The following is a 23,947-nucleotide window of genomic DNA, read 5'->3' on the forward strand; positions in this document are numbered from 1 at the left end:
GGTTGGACACTTGGTTTGCACGATGGCCATTTCCATTGAGGTGGGGCGGGGAACGGACGACAATGGTCCGGACTTCGAACTATTTGTAGGCGGCGGTAGTCGTGAGGAACACAATGAACGACGACGAGCTCTGGGCTGCGATCGACCACCATCGCGGTCGGACCGCCGACCTGCTCGACGATCTCTCCGACGACGATTGGCGCCGACCGTCATTATGCGATGGCTGGACAGTTCGCGATGTCGCCGCGCATCTAACGCTGCAGCAGCTGGGGCTCGGTGATCTTCTCCGCGAAGCGTTCCGGCATCCGGCGGGCTTGAACACGATCATCCGCGAGTCGGCCAGACGTAAAGCGGCCGCGCCAACGGATCAGCTGATTGCCGAGATCCGGGCGATGGTTGGTTCGCGCAGAACCAATTTCGGAGTGACTGCGCAGGAGACACTGATCGACATCCTCGTACACAGCCTGGATATCGCGGTGCCGCTCGGCAGGCGTCTCGAAATGTCGCCGGCGGTGACGGCGGCAGCTCTCACACGCATCAGGTCGTACCGCGGGAAGTCGAAGGCACGCGTGTTCAGGCCCCTCCCCACAAGCGGATTGACCTTAACCGCAACCGATATCGCGTGGACCGACGGCAGCGGTCCAGAAGTGCGTGGCCCGATCGCTGCTCTGTTGATGCTGGCGACCGGACGCCGCGCAGCGCTGGATGAGCTGAGTGGCGCGCCCGTCGCCGCGCTCCGCGACCAGATGTGAATCCGATTGCTAGGCGGCGAGCTCGGTGTAGTGCCTCTCGCGTGCCCGGTGTGCCGCACGAACGGCAGCGGAAATCGCAACGGCCGCCGGTAGCTTCAGCGACTCGGCAGTGGCCCAGCGGGCCGACCCGTCGCGCGATCCAGCGGGCGGCAGCGAGATTTTCGCGCCGTCCATGTGCACGGTGGCACCGTTTTCCAGCAGCCAGGCGATCGCAGTCGCAGCGTTCTGCAACCCGGTGACGAGGTGGATTCTCCGGGCCGCTCCCGGGATCTCGATCACCGGTCCGAGCATCCCAATCGCACGCAGGTACTGCTCGACCGCGTCGGCAAGGTCACCCGGGAGCTCGATGCCTCCAACACGATCAGTGGTGATGAATGACATTCCTATTTCGGTCTCGATCACGCGCCAACCACGCCTTCGATAGTCCTGAGCCAACAGTGGCGTATCAGTCCACCCAGCGGGTGGTGAGGGAGTCAGCTGCGCGACTGTCATGCGATCTAGTGTCACACGGCCAACTCGGAACCACCTGAGGGCAACCTGGCAACTTCCTGTGTACAAGATCGTTCGTTGAGTCCGGTTTGTCACTCCCCCTCGCAAAGTCGAACGGGGAAACCTGCCAGATCGTTCTGCGTCATCACCGGCAGATTGTGAATCTCCTCCACTGGGATCGCGAGCTGTAGATCTGGAAAACGCGAGAACAGCTCCGGCAGAGCGATACTGGCCTCCAGCCGGGCCAGCGCCGCGCCCGGGCAGATATGCGGGCCGTATCCAAAGCTGATGTTGCGCAGCGCCGTTTCCCGTGTGGCGTCGAACACATCGGCGTCCGCACCGTGGATCTCCCGGTCCCGGCCGATCGCTCGGTACGAGATGACCACACCATCTCCCTTGGGGATCGTGAAGTCTTCCAGCTCGATGTCCTCGGTGGGGAAACGCATCAGAAGGTGGTTTACCGGGCCGTCCCATCGCAGCGTTTCCTCGATCACCGCGTCCCAAGACACCTTCCCCGACAGCACATCGGCGAGTTGCTCGGGATTAGAGAGCAGCGCCCGCACCGCGCAGAGGATCAGACTGACCGTAGTCTCGTGTCCCGCTGCCACGAGCGCCTTCAGGTTGCCGACGACCTCCTCCTCGGTAAGCGGCTCGCCGCCGTCGTCGGCCAAGATCAGACCGGTCGTTAGATCGTCGGTCGGCTCGGCAGTCTTCTTCCGCACCAGATCCAGGTAGTACTCGTCGAGCTCCGCCAGGATCCGCAACCGGTCCTCGTGCGGGGTGAGCACCGAGAAGAACGCCTTGTAGGAACTGAGCAGCATCGGTTGATCGGCCCGGTCAACGCCCATCATCTGACTGACCACCTGCATCGGCAGCGGGTAGGCGAACGCCGCCTTCAGGTCGACGACCTCGCCACCGAGCCCGGCCTCTTCCAACGCGTCCAGTAGTTCGGCGGTGTAGCGCTCGATGCTGGGCCTGATGTCGTCCAGCCGGCGCTTGTTCAACGCCTGATTCGTCTTCAGGCGCAACCTCCGATGCTCCGGACCGTCCGCCGTGAACATCGACCGGCCCGCGTCGATCATCCCGATCAGCGGCCACTCCCGCGTCACTGTGCCGTTCTGCCACAGCGACCAGGCGTCGATGTTCTTCACCAGCCGCGAATCCACCAGCAATTTCCTCGCCAGCGTGTGACTGCTGACCGTCCACGCCGGAACACCAAGCAACTCAATGGGACTCACTGCATCGCCTGCAACGAGGTGCGCAGTCTCGCCGGCGAGATCACCCACCATGGGATCGATGACCAGAGCCTGGGTATGAGGACAAACCTGGGTCACCGGGAACCTCCAACAGCGCGAACGGGGGTGAATCGGACGGGAAGCGAAGTCATACCGCGCAGAAACGGCGACGGACGCCGCACCAGCGTCTCGGCGGGCACCGCAAGGTCAATGTCCGGCAGCCGATCGATCAATACCTCGATCGCGGTCCTCGCGATGATTTCGGCGATCTGTTGCGCCGGAAACGGGCACCGGTACTCACCGTGCGAGAACGCGAAATGCGCTCGGTTGCCACTGTAGGCCGGTTCGACTGAGCCCGAAATATGCTGGCGTACATGCGGATCTGCGTTCGCAGCGCCCAGACCGAGAAGCAGCATGTCACCGCGGCGCACCAACTTGTCGCCCAGACGGGTGTCGCGCGCCGCCCACCTACCCGACAGGATCTGTGTGGGCGTGTCCTCCCACAGCACCTCGTTCATCGCCTGGCCGACACTGTGCCGACCACCACCCAACGCCGCGGCGAACCGATCATCGGTGAGCATCAGACGCACCGAGTTGCCGATCCAGTCCGAGGTTGGCAGATGCCCCGCGGCGGTGATCGCCATCAGGTCGTGCATGTACTCCTCGTCGGTGAAACCACCCGGATCCGCCAGCATCCGGGACACGAGGTTGTTTCCCGGGCACGCGCGGTTGGCAGCGACCAAACTCTGCATCTGCCCGAAGAACTCCATGAGCGCTTGTTGCGCGTCGGCCCCGCTGTCGGCGATAGCCTTCATCGTCCACGCGAGCTCCGGTCCGTCCTCGTTCGCGAAACCGAGAATCCAGGCCAGCGCCAGCACCGGCAGCGGCTCGGCGTACTCGGCCACCAACTCCGCGTGCCCGGTACCGCAGAACTGATCGATCAACCGGTCCGCGAGATCCTCGCAGGTGCGGCGCAGCTGGAACGGATCCACCGAGTCGAGTGCGGGCTCCACCATCGACAAATGCCTTCGATGCTCGGCACCCGCGGTGTAGTAGATCGATGGTCGCGGCTCACCCACCATCGGGCGTAGTGGCCAGTCTTCCGGAATGTTCGGCCACTGATTCCACAAGCCGACATCGCGAGGGAACAGCTCGGGATCGCTGGTCACCTGATGCATTTCCCGGTAACCGATCACCAGCCAGGCCGGGAACCCACCGGGCAGCTCCACCGCCACCACGGGCCCCTGCTCGCGCCGCATGTCCTGATAGAGCCGCTGAGGATCGGAATGGAAAAGCGGACCGGTCAAGGGAATCGGTGCTGGTTCTTGCTGCCAGCCGTGCTGCGCAGGAGCCGTCCACGAATGGGTCACGCCCATGCCTCCTGCACTTCGCCGTCCGCGATGGCCATCCGTGCCCTTTGCGCGAATAGGTGTTCCACCAGCTTGATAAGCACATCCCGGCACGACTCCCTGGAGCGCGCGTCGCAGCCGAGGAGCGGCACCTGCGGGTCCAGGTCGAGCGCCTCGCGGACCTGGCTGGGCAGATGCATGCCCCCAAAATCATTGCAGGCCACGACAAACGGCACGCCTTGATGTTCGAGCCGATCGATTGCGTACCAGGAGTCGACGATCCGCAGCGGGTCAACCAGCACGACAGATCCGAGTGCACCTCGAAACAGCTTGTCCCACAGGAACCAGAACCGTTCCTGTCCGGGGGCGCCGAACAGGTACAGCACATGCTCGGGGTCGATGCTGATGCGGCCAAAGTCGAAGGCGACTGTGGTCGTGGACTTGCCGGCGACACCTGTCAAGTCGTCGACGTGTCTGCCTTCCTGGGTCATTGTCGCCTCGGTGTCGAGGGGGCGGATCTCACTGACCGAACGCACGAACGTGGTCTTTCCGACTCCGAAACCGCCGACGATCACGATCTTCAGCGCGTGTCGGGTCTCGGCGTTGAGCGGCGAATCCTCGCGCGTCGGGCGATGGTCATATATTGCGGAGTCCAACAAGCACCTTCTCGAGGGTGGAACGATCCGGGTATGTGGCCCACGGCTTTTCGGGCTCCGTGGAATCGGCCACACTTGGATGACGCACGGTGATCTTGCCCGCGTGCAGCAGATCCGACAAGAGAATCGTGGCGATACCAACCGGGATGCGTAACTCGGCGGCGATCTCGACCACCGCAGTCGGCGCGCGGCACATCCGGAGGATGGCGGCGTCCTCCGAACTCATGCTCGCCTTGGGTTCGCATTCACTGACCACGAGGGTCACCAGATCGAAGCGGTCGAAGTCGGGCTTGCTGCGACCACCGGTGAGCGTATAGAGCCGGTCGGGTGTTTCGTCGCGGCCCGCCCGACTCATGACAGGGTCGCCTCGACGCGCGGAGACGTGCCGAGATGATCGCTGAGCTGTTCGACGAGTTCGCGCATGTTGTGACCGACAAGGCCGGCGTCGGCGTCCTCGGAGGCGACTACCGCTAGGTGGGCGCCCATGCCGGCGTCGACGATGAACAGGATGCCGCCGTAGAACTCGGTCATCGATTGGCGCACTCCCGAGCGGCCGTCGCCGAACTCAACCGATGCGCCGTGGGCGAGGCTCTGAATGCCGGCCGAGATCGCGGCGAGCTGATCGGCGTTGTCCGCGGTCATCCGCGAGCTGTTGCACATTTTCAAGCCGTCGCTGGACAGCAGCAGTGCATGTCGGGCTCCCGGGGTGCGAGCCAGCAGTTGTTCCAGCAGCCAGACCAGTTGGGCGGGCACGGAAGTCGTCATCGTTCGTTCTCCAGACCGGCGGATGGAGCAGGGACAGAGGATCTGCGGCCATTGACCGCGCGTTGGAATGCAGCAAGCGAGTCCGCCCGAGCCGCCACGAAAGCGGCCGGCGCTGGGCGGGCATGCGCACCCAGCCCTTCGGGATGGACGGCCGCGAAGGTGCTGCCGCGGCGCCGCTTCGGTAGCTCGAGGTCGTTTGGGTCCGGTGCCGATACCGTGGCTGGCCGGGCGGCGACCGCCTGCGGGGCGGGCACACTGATGGGAGGTTCGGGTTCGGAGATGTCGATGCGGGTAGTGAGGTCGCGTGGCACAACCACGACCACGGCGGTCCCGCCGATCGCCGAGGGCCGGAACGAAACGGTGAGACCGTGTTTGCGGGCGATGTGGCCAACGACTGCGAGGCCGAGGCGCGTGCCCGACAGCGAGGACAAGTCTGCCCCCTGATTACCGCCCGGTGCGTCCGCGGAGACGGCGGCTTCTGCCCGGCGCAGCGCGGACTCCCCCATCACAAGGCCGCTGTCCTCGATGGTGATGACCACACCCGCGGGCACCTCGGCCGCATAGAGATGCACGTCGGTGGTGGGTGGTGAGAAGTTGCAAGCGTTGTCGATGAGTTCGGCCAGGGCGTGCATGACCGATTCTGCGGCATGCCCGGCGATGGCGATGTTGGCCACCGCACGCATCCGCACGCGCTGGTATCCAGCGACTCGGCCCATGGCGCCGCGCAAAATCGATTGCATGGCGATGGGTTTGGCCCAGCGCCGTCCGGAACGGGCGCCGCTGAGCACGGCGATACTGTCGGCGAGACGCCCGGCCTGCGCGGTGCGGTGGTCCAGTTGGAGCAGGTCGGCCAGGACCTCGGCGTCGCTATGCCGGTTCTCCATTTCGCGCAATTCCGCCAGCGTGCTTGTCGTCATGGCCTGCATACGGCCCGCGGCGCCGGCGAAAGCGGCCATCGCGGCGACGCGTCGGCTTTCGCTGCTGTCAGCGGCGAGGCGGGACCGTTCGACGGAGTATTCGGCGTCGGAGAGAAGCAACCCGAGTTCGTGGGTGGCTGCGGCAACCTGCACGTCGGTGTCGGCGTGTGCTGCCTCGACGTCGGCACGCGCGTCGATTGTGGTGCGCCGGAAGTAGACCCCGATCGCGACCGCGATCGACAGTATGACTGAGATCGCACCCGCCGCTATGCCAATAGTGATGCGGAGGTCGCTGGGCGACCAGTAGACGACGACCGCGGCCGTTCCCGTCAAAGTGGCGGCCAGGACGAGCCACAGAGCGAGCCGCGATTGTCGTCGCGCGCGCAGCGTGGATCTGGCTCTGCTGCCATCCGAGTGAGTCGATGACTGTGACAAGTCCGTACTACCGTCCTCGCGCCGATCCGCTGGGGTATACGCTCGTTGCCATCCACCGGCGATCCGTCAACAAGCTGCCTATCTCGGTCCAATCACACAGACCAACAGACAGTTTGGGACACAGGGCCGGGAAAGGCTTTCCGAATATATCGGCAGATCCGGCAATTCGCGAAACCGAGGCTCCCCGGCAAACACTTGGTGATCTTGATCCGCCTGCGCTTCAGTCCGGAACGCACGCAGTGGTTTTCGGAATTTTCGGGGTTCGATGAGCGGTGTCTCTCGATCACCGGCGGCCAGCACGTTCCCGATGTTGGCGTGGCGAGGCAGTAGCTACCCATTTGCAGCGCGAGCAGCCGACGACGGCTGCACGCGACGCAATTTGGAAAGCCTGCACCACATCACAATCAGGTTGCTATCGCGATCAAGCCTCGAAAGCAGCGTCGCTGAATGCGCCGTCGGCGGCGAAGGCATGCTTGACGAAGCGCTCTCCGATGAGTCGATGAGTGGCGGCATCGGGGTGCAGTTGGTCGGGTAGTGGCAGTACTTCGTGGTCGACCTCGCCGTAGAGTTCGCGACCGTCCAGATAGAAGAGGTAGGGATCTTCCTCGGAACGCTGCGCAACGATGCGAGCGATCTCGTCCCGAATGACCTCGAGCGTAAGTTTGCCGGCCGCCGTTTCGGCTGGGTCTCCGGTAGCGATGAACCGCAGCTCTCCAGCACGAAGTGCATCGGTGTCGAAGGCTCCCGGGCCGGGCGTGTCCTCGTGGATCGGGCAATATATGGGCGAGATGACCAATAGTGGTGTGGTCGGGTGTCCTTCGCGGATCGTGTCGAGGAAGCCGTGCACAGCAGGGCCGAACGCGCGGCGACGCATAACGTCTGTGTTCACGAGATTGATACCGATCTTGACACTGATCAAATCAGCGCGGGTGTCGCGTAGTGCCCGTGCGGTGAACGGATCGAGCAGAGCACTGCCACCGAAGCCGAGATTGATCAGATCCGCGTTTCCGTGCGAGGCAGCGAGCGCCGGCCAGATCGTGGACGGGCTCGCGGCATTGGAACCGTGACTGATTGAACTGCCGTGGTGCAGCCACACCCGACGACCCTCATCGAGTGCGGGCTCGATCGCGGCATCCGAACGCAGGCTGACCAGTTCCGTTGTTTCGTTGTGCGGCAGCCAGATCTCAACGGTCTTGAGCTCAGCCGGCAGGTGGGTGAAACGAACCGTTCCGATATGTCCAGGCTGCCAGTCCGCAGCTCCCGTGGTCATATCGATGCTCATGACGTTGCCGCCAGGTGCGCTGGCCTGGCCGACCAGTTGACCCTCGACCAGCAAGTCGTACAAACCCTCCGGTCGCGGTGGGACGCCAACGTAATTACGCCTGGTCGGCAGAGTGTCCAATTCCAGCTTGGTTGCACGGCTGCGAAACACCAGCCGCACGCCTGATGGCTGAGCTTCCGCCATCGCCAATTGCCCGTCGTCACATTGGTTTCGCGCACGCCGGGGAAGGCGGTGCGGGAGCACGCCATGTTCGGTGCGCTCGAGTTCGAGTGCACCGAAAACGATGTCGTCGGTGATCGCGGTGGTGATCCAGTTCTGACTGCGCATGGTGTTTGCCTGTACGTCGGGTTCTCGGGCGTCTGCGAGATCTCGACGAGACGATGACTCCAACGTCCTCCGGAACCTCTTCCTATAGAGTACTAGAATTTCCCTATACACTATAGGAAACAGGCTCGGATGTGACGAAGGAGACGCGGGGCATGGCACGCGCAGGACTGACTCCGGAACGGCTGACGCGCGCCGCCGCGGAGTTGGCCGACGAGATCGGATTCGAACAGGTCACCGTTTCCGCTGTCGCACGACAATTCGATGTCAAGGCCGCCAGTCTCTACTCACATCTGGACGGGTCGCAGGACCTCAGGACCAGGGTTGCCCTGCTTGCATTGGAGGAGATGGCCGATCGGGCGGCCGATGCCGTGGCCGGACGTGCCGGTCGGGATGCGTTGTCCGCCTTTGCAAACGTGTATCGCGACTATGCGCGACAACACCCCGGTCGATATGCCGCTTCGCAAATGCCGCTTGATTCAGAGACCGCGGCAACGAGCGCCGGAGGCAGACACTCACTGATGATGCGGGCAATCCTGCGCGGGTACGACCTTCCCGAATCGGAACAGAATCACGCAATTCGCCTGATGGGAAGCGTCTTTCACGGTTACACCAGCTTGGAGGCGAACGGTGCGTTCAGTCATAGTCTCCCTGATCCACAGGAGTCCTGGCTACGGATTCTGGATGCCTTGGATCTGATGCTGACAAACTGGACTTCGCCTTCAACCGCTCGGCCACGAGGGCAGTAGGTGACGCGCCACCGGATCGAAATGAATCGTCCAGTCAGGCCAGCGTGATTGCCACCGGTACTGCGTTGCCGATGGTGTGCCCAACCGGTGAGCTCTTCAGGACGGTCGCGTGCAATGTCTCGAGCTGATCGCGAGGCGCGTCGGAATCGATGGTGACCGTCGCGCTGACCGAGTCGAATCCCGCGTATCCATCAGCGAGGCCGAGGAACACCGTCAGATCGATATCGCCCTTGAGGTCGACCCGGACGTCTTTCAGCTCGATGCCCGCAACCGTGGCGTTCGCCGCGTAGCCAACGGCCAAGCAGTTGCCTAGGGCCCCTAGCAACTGTTCCACCGGGTTCGGGGCGGTGTCTCCACCTCCCAGTGCGGCAGGCTCGTCGGACTGCGACGGCTCGAATGAGCGCACACGGGCCTCGGAGGCGAACGCGCCCTTCCAGTGGACGCGCGCGGCCCACGTCGTTTTCGCCTTGCTCGCGTCATCCTTGATGGCCTGAACGAGGCCGCCCACGGCCTCGATGTCGACATCGTTGAGACGACTGGTCACGGTCTCGGTCATGGTGGCTCCCTCTGCCGAACAGCTAATGGAGCCACGCTATTGTTCACGCCCGTTCGGGGCGCTCGTTAAACTCACGCCGGTTCTTACCGTATGAGGGCGGCCCTCCGACGCTCAACATCCCACTCGTCCTGCCCTGCGACGCGCGTAGCTAACCCAGTCCGCAAATGCGGCGATCGCGCACTTGATCAGGCCAACGCGCACGCCGGGGCCTGCGCGGGAGCGCGAAATGGTGCGCGATGACGGTCCCGTCTCTCAGCCGCATCCATGTCCGAAACCTGACGAGTACCACCGATTTCGGCAAGATCTCCCATATGCGCTAACTCCGAGCAAATTGCCTGCTACCTTCCGGATGCCATCCACGTGCATGTCATCCGTCCGGAAGAAGGCCTCGATGAGCACTGCTGCTGAGCGCGCGGCACAGCTGGCGCTGGTTTCCCGCCTCAAGGCGAACTTTCCCGAGGTCCCGGAATGGCCGACCCCGGATGAGATCACGCACGACCACTGGCTGGCGTACATGAAGACGAGCCACGACGTCGGCGGGGAGCTCGATTTCCCGCATTTGTATGAGAACAAAGAAGAAGAGCAATGGGAGCTCATGACCTACGTGCTCTGTGAGGTACTCGGCTGGCGCGGCATCTGGGTTTCCGAAGAACGTCGTCGCCTGGCCAACGTCGACGTCGGCCGCTCCATCTATCTCGGTCTGCCGTATTACAGCCGTTGGTTGTGGTCTGTTGGCCGGTTGCTGATCGAGAAGAAGTACATCAGCTGGGGCGAGTTGACCGATCGGCTGGCAGAGGTGCAGCAGCGATACGAGGGTGGGCTCAACGGTCGGCGTCCGGAGGCGGAGCCCAAGTTCGAGGGCGACGGATCGCATGTGCAACGCAACAACCACATCGTCGAGGCCATGGGCAAGGGTGACCCGGATTGCTTTGCGGGGCAGGCCGGTCCAGCGAAGTTCAAACCAGGCGATCGGGTGAAGGTCAAGGATCTGCCCGCGATGTTCTACACGCGCACCCCCGAGTACTGCCGCGGCACCGAGGGCATCATCGCCGAGGCCACCTACGAGAGTCCGGCACCCGAAGACGAGACCTGGGATCGCGAGGACGCCAAGCCGGAGTGGTTCTACATAGTGCGGTTCAACCAGTCCGAGCTATGGGACGTGTACACCGGCCCCAAGAGCGACACCCTCCAAACCGAAATCCCCGAGCGCTGGCTGGAATCCGCAGGCTGAGCGCCGAACCTGGCCGCACCCATCCCTCTTCGTGAAAGGAACCCAAGCGATCCATGTCTGATCACGACCATGACCACATCATCGACGGCGACCACGCTCGCACCGTCAAACCGATGGTTGACGAGATCACCGATTTCGAGGTTCTCGAGATTGCGCTGCGCGAACTGTGCATCGAAAAGGGGCTTTTCACCGCTGCCGAGCACCGCCAGTTCACCGAATATGCCGAGCAGATCGGCCCCACCCCCGCCGCCCGACTCGTGGCCAAGGCCTGGGTGGACCCGGACTTCAAGTCACTCGCTCTAACCAACCCTGTCGAGGCGGCCAAGGCGGTCGGCGTGGATTGGCTCGAGCCGACCGGATTCGGCACCCCCAGCGATTTCACCGCCTTCAAAATCCTCGAGGACACCCCGACCGTTCACAACGTGATCGTGTGCGCGCTGTGTTCGTGCTATCCGCGTCCGATCCTGGGCAATTCGCCGGAGTGGTACCGCACCCCGAACTACCGGCGGCGCATCGTTCGCTGGCCTCGGCAGGTGCTTTCCGAATTCGGCCTCCAACTACCCGACGACGTCGAGGTTCGCGTCGAGGACTCAAACCAAAAGCACCGCTTCATGGTCATGCCGCTGCGCCCCGAGGGCACCGACGGCTGGACCGAAGACCAGCTGGCCGAAATCATCACTCGCGACAGCCTTATCGGGGTGGCGCTGCCGCAGCCGGGCGTAACCTCCAACGTCACCCCGCTGGCGCGATCGGCCGTCCGTCCGGTCGAACAGTGAACGAGCGCACCACCGAGCAGGTGGCATTCGAACAGTTCGTAGTGCTCAACGACATCGTGGAACGCGACCACACCTGGCCGGTGATGACGGCGAAGTACGGCGTGGAAAACCCATTGCCGCCGTGGAAGACCAGCCTGGACGGGCTGTGCGACGTGCTCGACAAGTCCTGCGCCGCCGACGAACTTCAGTTCACCTTCAAGGATCGGCGCGATGAGGAGGACGAACTCACAGCCACCCGCTACGTCGACCTCCCCTACCCGGAAAGCCAACTGGTCAGCCTGGCGCACTCGCTCCTGGCTCGTGGTGTCATCAACGAGGCCGATCTGCGGGAGCGGTTGGACGCCATCCGCGCTCGGTTGGAGGCGGACTAGGCGCCGCGGGACTCACCGAATATGCCGGAGACCGTCGCGTAGTTGTTCGGCGTAGGCAACAGCATCTTCGCGCTGAGTCAGGCGCGCCATCAGTTCGGGCGCGACACCGCCCACTCGGACGGCGATACGTTCCATGCGACTCGCAGCAACGATTTCGGCCCGCTCGTGCTCGATGGCTTTGACGACTGCATGTGCAACCGCGTCTGCCGTAACACCTTTGGAGCCCGGTGCGGCAGGAAGATGCGCGTCGGCCAGCATGCCGGCGTCAACGACCGATCCGGGAAAGACCACCGATGTGGTCACGCCAGACCCAAGTAGGTCCTGGCGGAGCGATCCGGAGAAGCCGCGCAGCCCGTGCTTCGTCGCCGAGTAGACCGACAGTCGGGCGGTAGGGATCTTGCCGGCAATCGACGCGATATAGACGAAATGGCCGCGTCGACGGGCCAGCATCCCGGGCAACAGCCGCTGTGTCAGCAGCATGGGCACTCGGAGGTTCACCTCGAGCGCTCGGTCCAACTCCTCCGGGGTGAAGTCCTCGAGCCTCCCGACCGCGGGAAGTGCCGCATTGGCAACCAGAATGTCGGTGTCGACCAGTCGATCGCCAAGCTCAGTGGCCTGTCGGCGGTCGGCAAGATCGCAGACGATGAAATCTGCACCGTCCAACTCCGCCGCGAGCGCCGCGAGTGGCGCCTCCCGGCGACAGGTGAGCACGACGCGAGCACCGCGAGCGTGCAGAGCACGCGCAATCGCACTGCCCAGGCCACCCGAGGCGCCGGTCACCGCGGCTTTCGCGCCGTTGATCTCCATAGACGCCTCCTCCTTCGGAGTCGGTTGAAGTCGCGAGTCGTCGTTTCCCGAACCACCTGTAAGTGTCGGCGATCGCGGTTGGGTTCGACGGCAAAGCAGCCGACTCTGTGCCGCTGGCGCTTTTGCACCGACAGAGTTCGCGCGCGTGTTCGAATTCTCGGGGACGTGCAACCGCACCGAGGAGACGTCGATGACCAAGCCGCGCGACATCCCCGATATCCCGACGCGCCAGGAACGAGCCGACCGGCTCAAGGAACGCATCTACCTGACCTTCACGGCCCTGGCCGTCGTCCTCGCACTCCGCGCCCACGGCGACGACGACGCGGCCAAAGCGTTGGCAACGCTCGTCGTGACGGTTTTCGGCACGCTACTCGCGGTCTTCACCGCCGATATCGTCTCGCACCTCGTCGTGCACGAACGCATGATGACGCGCAAGGAGTTTCGGCACGCGGTGTCATCCAGCTTCGGTGCGCTCGGCGCGGTTACACTCCCAGTCGTCTTTCTGGTGCTCGCGGTCCTCGATGTGTGGAAACCCGAAGCGGCGCTGCGCGCGTCGACGATCGCCTTGATCGCAGCACTCGTTGTCATTGCGTTTGCCGCGGTCCGTCACACAACCCTCAACCCCCTGCAGCGGTTGATTGCGTTGGGTGCCGAGGCCGCACTCGGTGTGGCCGTCGTGGGACTCCAGATACTCGCCCACGGCTGAACCCGTGGCCGAAAACGCCGCCTTCTCCCCCGCTCGGCCGAGCGTCAGAATGAGCGGATGACCTCTCCCGCGACACGGTTCGTCGACATCGTTCACCGCGATGGCGTGTGCACGTTGACCCTGATCAACGCGAAGTCGATGAACATTCTCGGCAGCAACGCAATTGCCGCACTGACCGAGGAATTCCGCTCCCTCGCGCATGACCCCGACCTGCGCGTCGTCGTGCTGCGCGGCTCTGGCGAACGGGCTTTCATCGGGGGCGCGGACATCAACGAGATGGCCGTGCTCGATCAGCAGAGCGCCGAGGTATTCATTCGAAACCTCGCGGTGCTGTGCGAGGCGATCCGCGCGTGCCCGGTCCCGGTTATCGCGCGGTTGGCCGGCTGGTGTCTCGGCGGCGGGCTGGAGGTCGCGATGTCGTGCGATTTGCGCATCTCCGAGTTCACGGCGAAGTTCGGGATGCCCGAGGTCGCGGTCGGCATCCCTTCTGTCATTCATTCGGCGCTCATGCCGAGGCTGATCGGGGCCGCGCACGCGCAATGGTTGCTGTTGACCGGCGAGACGATCAACGCCGACACGGCCGCCGAGTGGGGCCTTGTGCACGAGGTCGCCACGCCCGACGAACTCGACGCCCGGATCGCTCAGCTCGCCACCAAACTAAGCGGGTGCGGTCCACACGTGGTCCGCCAGCAGAAACTGCTCCTCAACAAGTGGTTCGACATGTCCGTGCACGGCGCAATCGAGGACAGCATCAAGCAGTTCGGACTCGCCTACCTCACCGGCGAACCTCAGCAGCACATGCAGGCATTCCTCGCGCGCAAGGCCGATCGCGATCAGTGAGCCGGACCCGGCGATCCGGGGTCAAACGCGCGACCCTTCCAGCTAACAAACATGCGTGTTAGTTTCTGCGGGACTAGCCCCGATCGGGGCGGAGACGCGGTTGCACGAACGGAGTCGCCTTGTCCACACAGCACGCGGTTGTCATTGGCGGGAGCATCGCGGGATTGAGCGCCGCACAGGCGCTGCGTTCGCGCTTCGACAAGGTGACGATTCTCGAGCAGGACGCGCTTCCCGACCGGCCGCAGGGGCGCCGCGGAACACCGCAGGCCTGGCACAACCACTTCCTCCTCGATCGTGGCCGGCAGTCCCTCGATTCCCTGTTCCCGGGCTTCACCGACCACGTCGTAGCGCAGGGCGGCACGCTTCTGGACCCTGCGTACGACGCGGTGCAATGCCTCGCAACCGGTTGGGTTCCACGCTCGCAGTCCGGAATGCGCATGCTGTTCGCGTCGCGACCCAATTTCGAATCCTGCATCCGCGACCTGGCCCGGCAGGACCCGAACATCAGGTTCGTCGAGAACGCGCCGGTGAGCGGATTGATCACGAGTTCCGAACCGTCGGGTGTCCGGGTCACCGGCGTCAACTACCTGGATCCGGCCGAGCGCGCGACGCGCGACCTGGCGGCAGATCTGGTCGTCGATGCAAGCGGGCGCGGCAGCAAGTGCGCCAAGTGGATGACGGACCTCGGGGTCGATATCGAGGAACGCACGCTCGATGCCCAGGTGACGTACTCGTCGCGCTGGTACCGCTGGCCGGACCAGGATGTCTCCTGGTGGAAGTGGCTGACGGTGCTGCCAAGCATCGACCCCGACGCCACCGATCAGCAGCGGTATCTGTGCTCGATCTTCCCCATCGAGGACAACTCCTTCATCGCAGTGATGGGGTCGTGGGGTCTGCCCATGCCGTCGACGGTCGACGATTTCGAAGCCGCCTACCGCACCACGCGGTCGCCGGAATTCGGCCGTGTCCTCGACGCCGCGGAACCTTTGACCGATGTGCATCGAACGAAATCCACCAAGAACGTGTGGCGACGCTTCGACAAAGCGGCGAACCTGCCCGCGGGATACATAGCGGTAGGCGATGCCGTTTGTGCGTTCAACCCGATCTATGCGCAGGGCATGACGTGCGCCGCGACTAGCGGGGTGATCCTGCGAGACCTATTGACCCGCAGGGACTTCCATGACCACAGTTTCCCTGTGGCGTTCTACGGCGAGCAGGCGAAACTGCTCGATCTGCCGTGGCAACTCGCCCTGACGCGGGACGGCGCTTACGACCACGCCACCGGCACCGATGTCATGAGCAACGGCCTGATGCGAAAGCTTGTGAGCCGCTACACCTGGTCGGGATTCCAGTTCATGACCGAGGCCGCCTTCGAAGACGATGTCATCAACGACCACTTCGACAAGGTCTTCAACCTGCACGAGTCGCTCGGCGAGTTCCTGCGCAATCCGCGCGTCCTGTACGGACTACTACGCTACGGCGTCCGAAAGATTCTGGGCCGCAGCTCATTGCCGAAACTTGTCGCGCCGCATCTCGAACCGGACGCGACCGACGTCACCCACCTGCGGGGTGGCGCTGCGTCGGCCGAAGTCGCGGCGGTGGCACGATGATCTATGTCAACGACATCACGCAGGTCGGATGGCCTCTGCACGTGCTGGATCTGGTCTTCCTGCTCAGCACGATCACCGCGGTCGTTTACTCGGTACGGCGCTATCGCCATGGCGAGCCGCGATACCTCGTGCTCTGGTTGTCGTCGTTGCTCTACGGGTTGGTCCTCGAATTCACCACCGGAATGATGATCTCGCGCAGCTACATTCAGGGCGACTTCACGTTCATGATCCACACACGTGAAGTCGGTTTCGCGACCGATATGCCGCTCTACATCGTGCTGCTCTACCCGACCCTCATCTTCCTCGGATTCGTCGTCATCGAGTCCTTCGGCATCCGTTCGATTCTCGCGCGAGCGGTGTCCGCCGGCCTGATAATGGTGTTGATCGACGCGCCGTACGTGGTGAACGGTCCACTGGCCGAGGTCGGTTGGTGGGAATGGCTCGATTGGCGAGTCAACGGCCGACAAATCTTCGAGTACTGGTACGGCTGGCCGATGTCGGACGCCTATTGGGAAATGACGTGGCCGCCCCTGCTGATGTGGCTGGTCTGGCACTGGGACAAGCGCCGGCGCGAGCGCGACGCCTTGCGGGCTACCGGCCAGCACGGTCGGTTGCGGACACTGCTCGCTACTCCGCTCGCGATCGCCGTGCTGGTCAACCTCGGCGGCTTCGTAGTCTCGAGCCCACTGGGAATCTTCATCGGATTCGGCTGGCCGCAGTTCATCATCGTCGCCATCACGCTGGTGATTCAGGCGACGGTCCTCCTGTTCGCCACGAAATCACCCACCGGAATCGACCGCGGCGGTTGGACTCTCCTCGGAATTCATCTCACCGGCTACGGGGTGGTGACCATCGCCAATTTCTGGGCGGACCCGATCCCGGCCGGGGAAATCACCATCATCGCGGTGGCGACTGCGGCGCTGATCGTGCTCAGTGCGTACACGACGATCCGTGCGCGAGCTGGGAGTGCTTCCGCCGGCCACGAAGCCGTCGTGCCGCAGCATCGCGACCGCTCCCCTGTCGAGCCCGTCGGATCGGGTTAGATCGATGAGTGCCGAAATCCCGCCCGCGTCGCCACGCAAAAGCGCGATGACCGCACCCAGGCGGCCGCGACGAGCCTCCTCGACCACGCGAATCGGGCGGCCACCGGGCAGTAGTCGCGAGGAAACGATCGCTCGCCTGGTGACCGCCGCCCAACAGCATTTCGGTGATCGCGGATACTTCGGTGCCCGGCTGGTTGACATCGCCGCCGACGCCGGCGTCACCCATTCATCGATCTACCAGTACTTCTCGTCGAAGGAAGATTTGTACCAGGCGGCGTTCGAGGCCGCTCAGGCGGAGTTGCTTCCGGAGTATCTGGCCGCGGTCCAGTCCGAGACCAGCTTGCGCGGACAGATCGGCGCGATTCTGCGCGCGTCGGCAGATGTGCACCGGCGCAACCCGTTGATCACTCCGTTTCTCGCATCGATGCCGCTCGAGGTACGCCGCCATCCCGATTTGCTCGGTGGCTTGCAGGACGTCGGCGAGCCGTTGATGGCCGCACTGCATGAGATGTTCGAATCCGCGCGCGCGAGCGGCGAGATACCCAGCAATGTGGCGGATCTCGACCTGATGATTGCGTTCATCGGTTCGGCGATGGGTATAGGCCTGCTCAGCTACGGCCTTCGGACCGAGAGCATGGATGCGGCGGCCGGCGTCATCGCGCGCGTCATGTTCGGCGACTTCTTCCGCGACTGACCCTGTCGTTAGCCGCTCACCCGCACACAATCGAAAATCACGTGGCCAAGCGGAGTGGAAGACACGTTCTCGACCTGCAGTCCGGCCGCTGCCGCAAGAGCCCGATAGCTGTCGACGGTTCGCTCGCGCCCGCCGGCAATAACGAGCATGCGCAGGCTCATCTCGGCGAACGCGGCAGGGTTATCGCCTGCGCCGCCGTGCGTTTCGATGACGACGACCCTCCCCCGCTCCGCTGCTGCCTCGGCACAGCGACGCAGAATCGCCACGGCCTGCTCGTCGTCCCAGTCGTGCACAACGCGACCGAGGACATACGCGTCGCCGCCGGTCGGCAACGGGTCGAAGAAGCTTTGCCCCGCGAATTCGCAACGGTCGGCGAGTCCGCGGCTCGCCATGAGTTCGCGTGCCCGGCCAATTGTTTCGGGTAGATCGACCAGCGTGCCGCGCAGTTCCGGGCCGGTCTGCAAAATCTCGGCCAACAGCGCGCCCGTTCCCCCGCCGACGTCGACGACGTGCGACAGTTCGGCCCAGTCGTAGCCGCCGGCCGCATCGGCGAGAAACTCCGGACTCGCCGCCATCATCGCGTCGAACGACTCCGAGATCCTCGGGTTGTCGTCGAGGTACTGCCAGAACGGTGCGCCGAACACCGTCTCCCATGCAGGCTGCCCAGTGCGCACGGTGTGGAGCAAACCGGTGAACGCCACATCCATTCGGCCGCCGAAGCCTTCCAAGTCGAGGGCCTCGCGCATGCCGGCCGGATCCGTCGAAAGCAGCAGCGCCGCAGTTTCATTCACGCTGAACTCACCGGGCGTCGGCTCGGCGAACAAACCGTGCGCGACGAGATGGCGAAGGAGACGCTCCAAGGCGCCGGGATCGGTGTTCGACTCTTCGGCCAATTCGTCGACGCCGACCGCACGATCGCCCATCAGATCCGCGAGCCGCAGCGTGGCCGCCACTCGCACCGCCATCGGGGTAACCAGATCGATGAGCGGTGCGAGCGTCTGCCAGGCGGATCTACCGGGAGGCAAACCGGACTACCAATCGTTGCCCTGCCATCGTTCCTCCAGGTGAAATCTGTTCGTGCTCAGCCCAGTTGCTGGATGCGGACCATGTTCCCTGCGGGATCGCGCACCGCGCAATCCCGCACGCCATACGGCTGGTCGGTCGGCTCCTGCACCACGTCGGCATCCCGTTCGACCAAACGATCGAACGCACCATCGAGGTCCTTCGTGGCGAGCAGAACACTTCCGTAGGTTCCTTTGGCCATCATCTCGACGATCGTGCGCCGCTCGTCGTCGGTGATACCCGGGTCGGCTCCCGGCGGATGCAGCACGATCGATATGTCCGGCTGACCAACCGGCCCAACCGTCAACCAGCGCATACCCTCGTAGCCGACGTCCTGACGCAGTTCGAACCCCAACGTTTCGACATAGAAGTTCAGCGCGGCCTCCGCATCGTCGTGCGGAAGAAAACTCGAATGAATGTTGATCTCCATAGCCACGACGCTAGAACCCGCCGACGGGGATCGCTTCTCGATTCCTGATCAATTCGAGCACCCTCATCCGAAGGGCGCCAGCTGCCTGGTGCTTCGCCGGCGCATAGCAAACGCCGTCGAAGCTGCATAGGTTTCCGGGTCTGCTGACTGCATCCGTTCCGCTGTCCGAAGTTTTGGACGCAAATGGTCAGGATCGAAAACTACGCCCGGAGGAACGACTCGGTGGACCGACTCGCAAAGCCCCTTCGTGGACGTGCTGCCGAAGGACGAACTGATGACCGACGAACGACAGCTACATCTCAACCTCTTCATAATGGGTGCCGGTCACCACGAGGCCGCATGGCTCGCACACAAAGACCCCTCCGTGCTCCACCGCGCCGAGCATTTCGTGACCTTGGCTCAGGCAGCTGAGCGAGCACGGTTCGACGCCGTGTTCATTGCGGATTCGGTCTTCCTCACGCCGAACGTCGAGCTCTACACGCACGAGAAGTTCGACCCGATCTCGGTGCTCGGCGTACTCGCCGCGAGCACCTCTCGGATCGGGCTGATTGGCACCGCGACCACCAGCTTCAGCGAGCCATACAACCTAGCAAGACAATTCGCCTCGCTCGATCACCTCAGTGGCGGCCGAGTCGGATGGAACATCGTCACAACGGCAGACGAGGACGCCCCGGCGAACTTTGGCGGAGGCGTCCGCGCGTCGCATGAGGATCGTTACCGGCGCGCAACCGAGTTCGTCGAGGTAGTGCAGGCACTGTGGGACAGCTGGGCAGACGACGCGCTCGTCCGCGACACAACCACGAAGCGCTATGTCGACCTGGAGCGCATTCGCCGTATCGAGCACGACGGTGAGTTCTTCTCCGTCCGCGGCCCGCTCAATATTCCCCGACCACCACAGGGGCATCCAGTACTCGTCCAAGCCGGGGCATCGCCCGCGGGGCTCGACTTCGCAGCGCAATTCGCGGAGGTCGTGTTCACCGCCCAGTACTTCCGCGACGATGCAGTTGCCTTCGCCGAGGACCTTCGTCGCCGGACCGCCGCAGCCGGCCGCCCGCCCGATGCCACCAAGGTCCTTCCGGGATTGATTCCGGTGCTGGGCAGCACCGAGGCCGAGGTGCGGGCGCTGGAGGACAAGCTCGAGGAGTTCGGCGGAACCGCCCACAGTCTTCAGTTGCTGGGGTGGCTTCTCGGCGGGATCGAACTGACCGAGGACGACCTGGATCGCCCCGTGCCGTTCGACCGATTGCCACGCGAAGAGGAAGTCGGCGGGCAGCGCGCACGATTCGCTCTCCTGGTTCGGCTCGCTCAGCGCGAGCAGCTGACAGTCCGTCAATTGGCTCGTCAGATCGCGAGCGGTCACGGACATCGGGTTGTGGCGGGGACACCGGCGCAGGTCGCCGACGACATCGAACAGTGGTTCCGTACCGGCGCTGCCGACGGCTTCAACATCATGCCGCCGGTGTTCCCCGACGGCTTGGACACGTTCGCCGACCACGTGGTTCCGCTGCTTCAGCAGCGCGGCATCTTCCGACGTGACTACGCCGGCGAAACCCTTCGGGAACACCTCGGTCTCGCAAGGCCCGAGCATGTGCTCCGCGGGCCGGCGCTTCGTTGAGCTGAACGGGTGCTGCGGCCCGATTGCATTAACGGGAGGCGATCAGCGCGGTCCGGGCCGAGATTCCAGTTCCCTACTTTCGGAAACGAGATTCCATTACCACAAGATCAACATGATCTGAATACTTGACTCAATCCAGAAAAGGGTCCATGGTGGATGACGTGAGCAAGACGTCGGAGTTCGCGGACCAGCTGCGCGGGGCCGACCTGCGCGTCACCCGCCCGCGAGTCGCCGTGCTGGAAGCGGTTGACGCCAATCCGCACGCCGATACCGAGACGATCCTCGGCGCGGTGCGTTCTGCACTGCCAGAGGTATCACGTCAGGCGGTCTACGACGTGCTGAATGCGCTCACTACGGCGAACCTGGTGCGGAAGATTCAGCCGTCGGGGTCGTTGGCCCGCTACGAGTCGCGGGTTGGCGACAACCATCACCACGTCATCTGCCGGTCCTGCGGGGTAATCGCCGACGTCGATTGCGCCGTCGGCGAGGCGCCCTGTCTCACTCCGTCCGACTACAACGGCTTCGTCCTCGATGAGGCCGAGGTCATCTACTGGGGACTCTGCGCAAACTGTGCGGCTACGCCGAGTCCGCAGCCAACCACGTAATTCAGCCCGTTTCACCCACCACCCGGAAGGAAGGACCGACGTGTCCGAAAGTGAAAACCCGGTACTGCCCTCGCCGAAGGCCGAGGAGCATCGGCCCCGGACGAACAAGGACTGGTGGCCGAACCAGATCGACCTGTCGGTCCTGCACGCGCAAGATTCCAAGTCCAACCCGCTCGGCGCGGATTTCGACTACGCCGAGGCGTTCGCGTCTCTCGACGTCGAGGCACTGAAGCGTGACGTCTTCGAGGTCATGACGACCTCGCAGCCGTGGTGGCCCGCCGACTACGGGCACTACGGCGCGCTATTCATCCGGCTCAGCTGGCACGCCGCGGGCACGTACCGCATCGCGGACGGCCGCGGCGGCGGTGGCGAGGGCGCCCAGCGTTTCGCTCCGCTGAACAGCTGGCCGGACAACGGCAACCTGGACAAGGCCCGCCGTCTGCTGTGGCCGGTCAAGCAGAAGTACGGCCAGGCGATCTCGTGGGCCGACCTGCTGGTCTTCGCCGGCAATGCGGCACTCGAGTCGATGGGCTTCAAGACCTTCGGCTTCGGCTTCGGCCGACCCGATGTCTGGGAGCCGGAAGAAGTCTTCTGGGGCCCCGAGGACGAATGGTTGGGCGACGAGCGCTACAGCGGTGACCGCGAACTCTCCGGTCCGCTCGGCGCGGTTCAGATGGGCCTGATCTACGTCAATCCGGAAGGCCCCAACGGCCAGCCGGATCCGATTGCATCGGCCCGCGACATCCGGGAGACGTTCCGCCGCATGGCGATGAACGATGAGGAGACCGCGGCGTTGATCGTCGGCGGCCACTCGTTCGGCAAGACGCACGGCGCCGGTAACCCGGACCTGGTCGGACCGGAGCCGGAGGCCGCACCGATCGAAGCACAGGGCCTCGGCTGGAAGAGCACCCATGGTTCCGGCGTCGGCGGGGACGCCATCACCAGTGGCCTCGAGGTCGTGTGGACCCCCACGCCGACCAAGTGGGACAACACCTTCCTGGAAACCTTGTACGGCTACGAGTGGGAGCTGACCAAGAGCCCTGCGGGTGCCTGGCAGTACACCGCAAAGGACGGCGCCGGCGCGGGCACCATCCCGGATCCGTTCGACGGACCGGGTCGTAACCCGACGATGCTTGTCACCGACGTCGCGCTCCGTGAAGACCCGGCCTACCGGGCGATCACCGAGCGCTGGCTGAAGAACCCGGAGGAACTTGCCGACGCATTCGCCAAGGCGTGGTACAAGCTCCTGCACCGCGACATGGGCCCCGTCACGCGTTACCTCGGCCCCTGGGTGCCGGAGGCGCAGATCTGGCAGGACCCCGTTCCCGCCGTCGAGGGCGACCTGATCGACGCCGCCGACGCCGCTGCGCTGAAGGCGAAGATCCTCGACTCGGGCCTGTCGGTCGCCGAACTGGTGTCGGTCGCGTGGGCGTCGGCCTCGACCTTCCGCTACACCGACAAGCGCGGTGGCGCCAACGGTGCTCGCATCCGCCTTGCCCCGCAGAAGGATTGGGACGTCAACAACCCGGCACAGCTGGCCAAGGTGCTGCCGGTGCTCGAGCAGATTCAGCAGGACTTCAACGCTGGTGCGAAGAAGGTCTCGCTGGCGGACCTGATCGTGCTCGCCGGTAACGCTGCCGTTGAGAAGGCGGCGAAGGACGCCGGTGTCGATATCACGGTGCCGTTCTCGGCGGGTCGTACCGACGCCTCACTGGAGCAGACCGATGTCGAGTCGTTCTCAGTGCTCGAGCCGCGCGCCGACGGTTTCCGCAACTACCTGCGGGCCGGCGAGAAGGCTCCGGCCGAGTTCCTGCTGCTGGACAAGGCGTACCTGCTGAACCTGTCGGCTCCCGAGCTGACGGTTCTCGTCGGTGGTCTGCGTGTCCTCGGTGCGAACTACGGCGACACCAAGCACGGCGTCTTTACCGACAAGCCGGGCGTGCTGTCGAACGACTTCTTCGCCAACCTGCTCGACGTGAGCACGGAGTGGAAGGTGTCGGAGACGGAGAACGTCTACGAGGGCACCGACCGGGTGACCGGCGCGGCCAAGTGGACCGCAACGGCTGCCGACCTCGTGTTCGGTTCGCACTCGCAACTCCGCGCGCTGGCCGAGGTCTACGGCTCGGACGACGCGAAGCAGAAGTTCGTTGAGGACTTCGTCGCGGCATGGGCGAAGGTGACCGACCTGGACCGGTTCGATCTGGCCTGATCCAGGTCACCGACCGACAGCGGCACCCCGCGGGCGTATTGCCCGCGGGGTGCCGTTCGTTTGCCCGACGAGCGCTACCCAGCGATTTCGGTTCGCGCCGAGAAGCTTTCGCGATGGATCGCGTCCGCGAGTGGGCGCCGCGACCGCCAGTCGAAGCGCTCGAGGTCCGGGACCTGCTGAAACTCCGTGACCGGGCCAACACACAGCCAGGCGATGATCTCGACGCCCTCGGGAACCTGCAGCAGCTCGCGGAGGAACGCCTCGCGATAGAACGACACCCAGCCGACGCCGATGCCCTCGGCAGTCGCGGCCAGCCAGAGGTTCTCGATGGCGAGGGCCACCGACAGCTTCCCGGTTTCCTCGATGGTGTGCCTGCCGAGGATGTGCCGGCCGCCGCGCGCCCGATCGTAGGTGACCACAATGCCGTCCCCGACTGCTC

General features: G+C 64.3%; 26 protein-coding genes. 13 read left to right on the top strand and 13 right to left on the bottom strand.

The features are described 5' to 3' along the window. Positions 1-113 precede the first annotated feature (113 nt). Positions 114-752, top strand: coding sequence for a maleylpyruvate isomerase family mycothiol-dependent enzyme (locus tag A8G08_RS04725; protein ID WP_068270802.1), 639 nt, complete (start codon positions 114-116; stop codon positions 750-752). A gap of 9 nt (positions 753-761) precedes the next feature. On the opposite strand, the gene A8G08_RS04730 is transcribed toward A8G08_RS04725, so the two are convergent. The 8 genes from A8G08_RS04730 to A8G08_RS04765 all read right to left on the bottom strand — a co-directional run bounded on the left by A8G08_RS04730 (position 762) and on the right by A8G08_RS04765 (position 8,207). Beyond that, positions 762-1,154 (bottom strand): hypothetical protein, encoded by a 393-nt coding sequence (locus tag A8G08_RS04730; protein WP_245672631.1) that lies wholly within the window; start codon positions 1,152-1,154, stop codon positions 762-764. A 179-nt stretch (positions 1,155-1,333) separates the two neighbouring features. Beyond that, positions 1,334-2,479 (bottom strand): cytochrome P450 family protein, encoded by a 1,146-nt coding sequence (locus tag A8G08_RS04735; RefSeq protein ID WP_245672633.1) that lies wholly within the window; start codon positions 2,477-2,479, stop codon positions 1,334-1,336. 92 nt (positions 2,480-2,571) lie between these two features. Then, positions 2,572-3,852: a cytochrome P450 gene (locus A8G08_RS04740; RefSeq protein WP_425394527.1), complete on the bottom strand. Its 1,281-nt coding sequence runs from the start codon at positions 3,850-3,852 to the stop codon at positions 2,572-2,574. Then, positions 3,843-4,481 carry a GTP-binding protein gene (locus A8G08_RS04745; protein ID WP_084435948.1) on the bottom strand — a complete coding sequence of 213 codons (639 nt, stop codon included), beginning with the start codon at positions 4,479-4,481 and terminating at the stop codon, positions 3,843-3,845. The genes A8G08_RS04740 and A8G08_RS04745 overlap by 10 nt, the downstream gene beginning before the upstream one ends. Then, positions 4,462-4,836, bottom strand: coding sequence for a DUF742 domain-containing protein (locus A8G08_RS04750; RefSeq protein ID WP_068270821.1), 375 nt, complete (start codon positions 4,834-4,836; stop codon positions 4,462-4,464). The genes A8G08_RS04745 and A8G08_RS04750 overlap by 20 nt, the downstream gene beginning before the upstream one ends. Beyond that, complete coding sequence (locus A8G08_RS04755) at positions 4,833-5,246, bottom strand: roadblock/LC7 domain-containing protein (protein WP_068270824.1); 414 nt, start codon at positions 5,244-5,246, stop codon at positions 4,833-4,835. The genes A8G08_RS04750 and A8G08_RS04755 overlap by 4 nt, the downstream gene beginning before the upstream one ends. Then, positions 5,243-6,496, bottom strand: coding sequence for a sensor histidine kinase (locus tag A8G08_RS04760; protein ID WP_245672635.1), 1,254 nt, complete (start codon positions 6,494-6,496; stop codon positions 5,243-5,245). Before A8G08_RS04760 ends, A8G08_RS04755 begins: the two co-directional genes overlap by 4 nt. Positions 6,497-7,019: 523 nt before the next feature. Beyond that, complete coding sequence (locus A8G08_RS04765; RefSeq protein ID WP_068270827.1) at positions 7,020-8,207, bottom strand: SGNH/GDSL hydrolase family protein; 1,188 nt, start codon at positions 8,205-8,207, stop codon at positions 7,020-7,022. A gap of 152 nt (positions 8,208-8,359) precedes the next feature. Here A8G08_RS04765 and A8G08_RS04770 point away from each other — a divergent pair, with 152 nt between their 5' ends. Beyond that, the gene (locus A8G08_RS04770; RefSeq protein ID WP_068270830.1) at positions 8,360-8,953 is read left to right on the top strand and encodes a TetR/AcrR family transcriptional regulator; all 594 of its coding nucleotides are present in this window, start codon (positions 8,360-8,362) and stop codon (positions 8,951-8,953) included. A gap of 34 nt (positions 8,954-8,987) precedes the next feature. Here the strand turns inward: A8G08_RS04770 and A8G08_RS04775 are convergent, their stop codons facing one another. Beyond that, on the bottom strand, positions 8,988-9,509 hold the full coding sequence (locus A8G08_RS04775) for an OsmC family protein (RefSeq protein WP_068270833.1): 522 nt from the start codon (positions 9,507-9,509) through the stop codon (positions 8,988-8,990). Between the two features lie 391 nt (positions 9,510-9,900). Between A8G08_RS04775 and A8G08_RS04780 the strand changes: the two genes are divergently transcribed. From A8G08_RS04780 to A8G08_RS04790, 3 genes are all read left to right on the top strand, one after another. Next, a complete protein-coding gene (locus A8G08_RS04780) occupies positions 9,901-10,740 on the top strand; it encodes an SH3-like domain-containing protein (RefSeq protein WP_068270873.1) in 840 nt (279 codons plus the stop codon). A gap of 53 nt (positions 10,741-10,793) precedes the next feature. Continuing rightward, complete coding sequence (gene scnC / locus A8G08_RS04785) at positions 10,794-11,516, top strand: thiocyanate hydrolase subunit gamma (RefSeq protein ID WP_068270836.1); 723 nt, start codon at positions 10,794-10,796, stop codon at positions 11,514-11,516. Positions 11,517-11,599: 83 nt separating this feature from the next. After that, positions 11,600-11,887: a thiocyanate hydrolase gene (locus A8G08_RS04790; RefSeq protein ID WP_157108408.1), complete on the top strand. Its 288-nt coding sequence runs from the start codon at positions 11,600-11,602 to the stop codon at positions 11,885-11,887. 12 nt (positions 11,888-11,899) lie between these two features. Here A8G08_RS04790 and A8G08_RS04795 read toward each other — a convergent pair whose 3' ends face one another. Continuing rightward, positions 11,900-12,694 (bottom strand): SDR family NAD(P)-dependent oxidoreductase, encoded by a 795-nt coding sequence (locus tag A8G08_RS04795; RefSeq protein WP_068270839.1) that lies wholly within the window; start codon positions 12,692-12,694, stop codon positions 11,900-11,902. A 190-nt stretch (positions 12,695-12,884) separates the two neighbouring features. Here A8G08_RS04795 and A8G08_RS04800 point away from each other — a divergent pair, with 190 nt between their 5' ends. From A8G08_RS04800 to A8G08_RS04820, 5 genes are all read left to right on the top strand, one after another. Next, positions 12,885-13,400, top strand: coding sequence for a hypothetical protein (locus A8G08_RS04800; protein ID WP_068270879.1), 516 nt, complete (start codon positions 12,885-12,887; stop codon positions 13,398-13,400). Positions 13,401-13,457: 57 nt separating this feature from the next. Then, positions 13,458-14,240, top strand: coding sequence for an enoyl-CoA hydratase (locus A8G08_RS04805; protein WP_068270842.1), 783 nt, complete (start codon positions 13,458-13,460; stop codon positions 14,238-14,240). A gap of 119 nt (positions 14,241-14,359) precedes the next feature. Next, positions 14,360-15,850 (top strand): FAD-dependent oxidoreductase, encoded by a 1,491-nt coding sequence (locus A8G08_RS04810; protein ID WP_068270845.1) that lies wholly within the window; start codon positions 14,360-14,362, stop codon positions 15,848-15,850. Beyond that, positions 15,847-16,893 carry a DUF7802 domain-containing protein gene (locus A8G08_RS04815; RefSeq protein ID WP_068270850.1) on the top strand — a complete coding sequence of 349 codons (1,047 nt, stop codon included), beginning with the start codon at positions 15,847-15,849 and terminating at the stop codon, positions 16,891-16,893. The genes A8G08_RS04810 and A8G08_RS04815 overlap by 4 nt, the downstream gene beginning before the upstream one ends. Before the next feature lie 139 nt (positions 16,894-17,032). Next, positions 17,033-17,587, top strand: a complete 555-nt coding sequence (locus A8G08_RS04820) for a TetR/AcrR family transcriptional regulator (protein WP_068270852.1) — start codon at positions 17,033-17,035, stop codon at positions 17,585-17,587. Between the two features lie 8 nt (positions 17,588-17,595). Here A8G08_RS04820 and A8G08_RS04825 read toward each other — a convergent pair whose 3' ends face one another. Together A8G08_RS04825 and A8G08_RS04830 are read right to left on the bottom strand one after the other, a co-directional pair. Continuing rightward, the gene (locus A8G08_RS04825) at positions 17,596-18,612 is read right to left on the bottom strand and encodes a methyltransferase (protein WP_222844238.1); all 1,017 of its coding nucleotides are present in this window, start codon (positions 18,610-18,612) and stop codon (positions 17,596-17,598) included. 56 nt (positions 18,613-18,668) lie between these two features. Beyond that, the gene (locus A8G08_RS04830; protein ID WP_068270858.1) at positions 18,669-19,079 is read right to left on the bottom strand and encodes a VOC family protein; all 411 of its coding nucleotides are present in this window, start codon (positions 19,077-19,079) and stop codon (positions 18,669-18,671) included. Positions 19,080-19,353: 274 nt separating this feature from the next. Between A8G08_RS04830 and A8G08_RS04835 the strand changes: the two genes are divergently transcribed. The 3 genes from A8G08_RS04835 (at position 19,354) to katG (ending at position 23,508) form a co-directional block, all read left to right on the top strand. Then, on the top strand, positions 19,354-20,694 hold the full coding sequence (locus A8G08_RS04835; RefSeq protein WP_068270881.1) for an LLM class flavin-dependent oxidoreductase: 1,341 nt from the start codon (positions 19,354-19,356) through the stop codon (positions 20,692-20,694). A 161-nt stretch (positions 20,695-20,855) separates the two neighbouring features. Beyond that, complete coding sequence (locus A8G08_RS04840) at positions 20,856-21,299, top strand: Fur family transcriptional regulator (RefSeq protein WP_068270884.1); 444 nt, start codon at positions 20,856-20,858, stop codon at positions 21,297-21,299. Between the two features lie 40 nt (positions 21,300-21,339). Next, entirely contained in the window at positions 21,340-23,508 is a 2,169-nt protein-coding gene (katG, locus tag A8G08_RS04845) for a catalase/peroxidase HPI (protein WP_245672637.1), read from the top strand. 74 nt (positions 23,509-23,582) lie between these two features. Here katG and A8G08_RS04850 read toward each other — a convergent pair. Continuing rightward, positions 23,583-23,947 (bottom strand): nitroreductase family protein (locus A8G08_RS04850; RefSeq protein ID WP_187344432.1); only part of this gene is annotated, 365 nt, incomplete at its 5' end.

The sequence above is a fragment of the Aldersonia kunmingensis genome (assembly GCF_001646865.1).
GTDB lineage: Bacteria > Actinomycetota > Actinomycetes > Mycobacteriales > Mycobacteriaceae > Aldersonia > Aldersonia kunmingensis.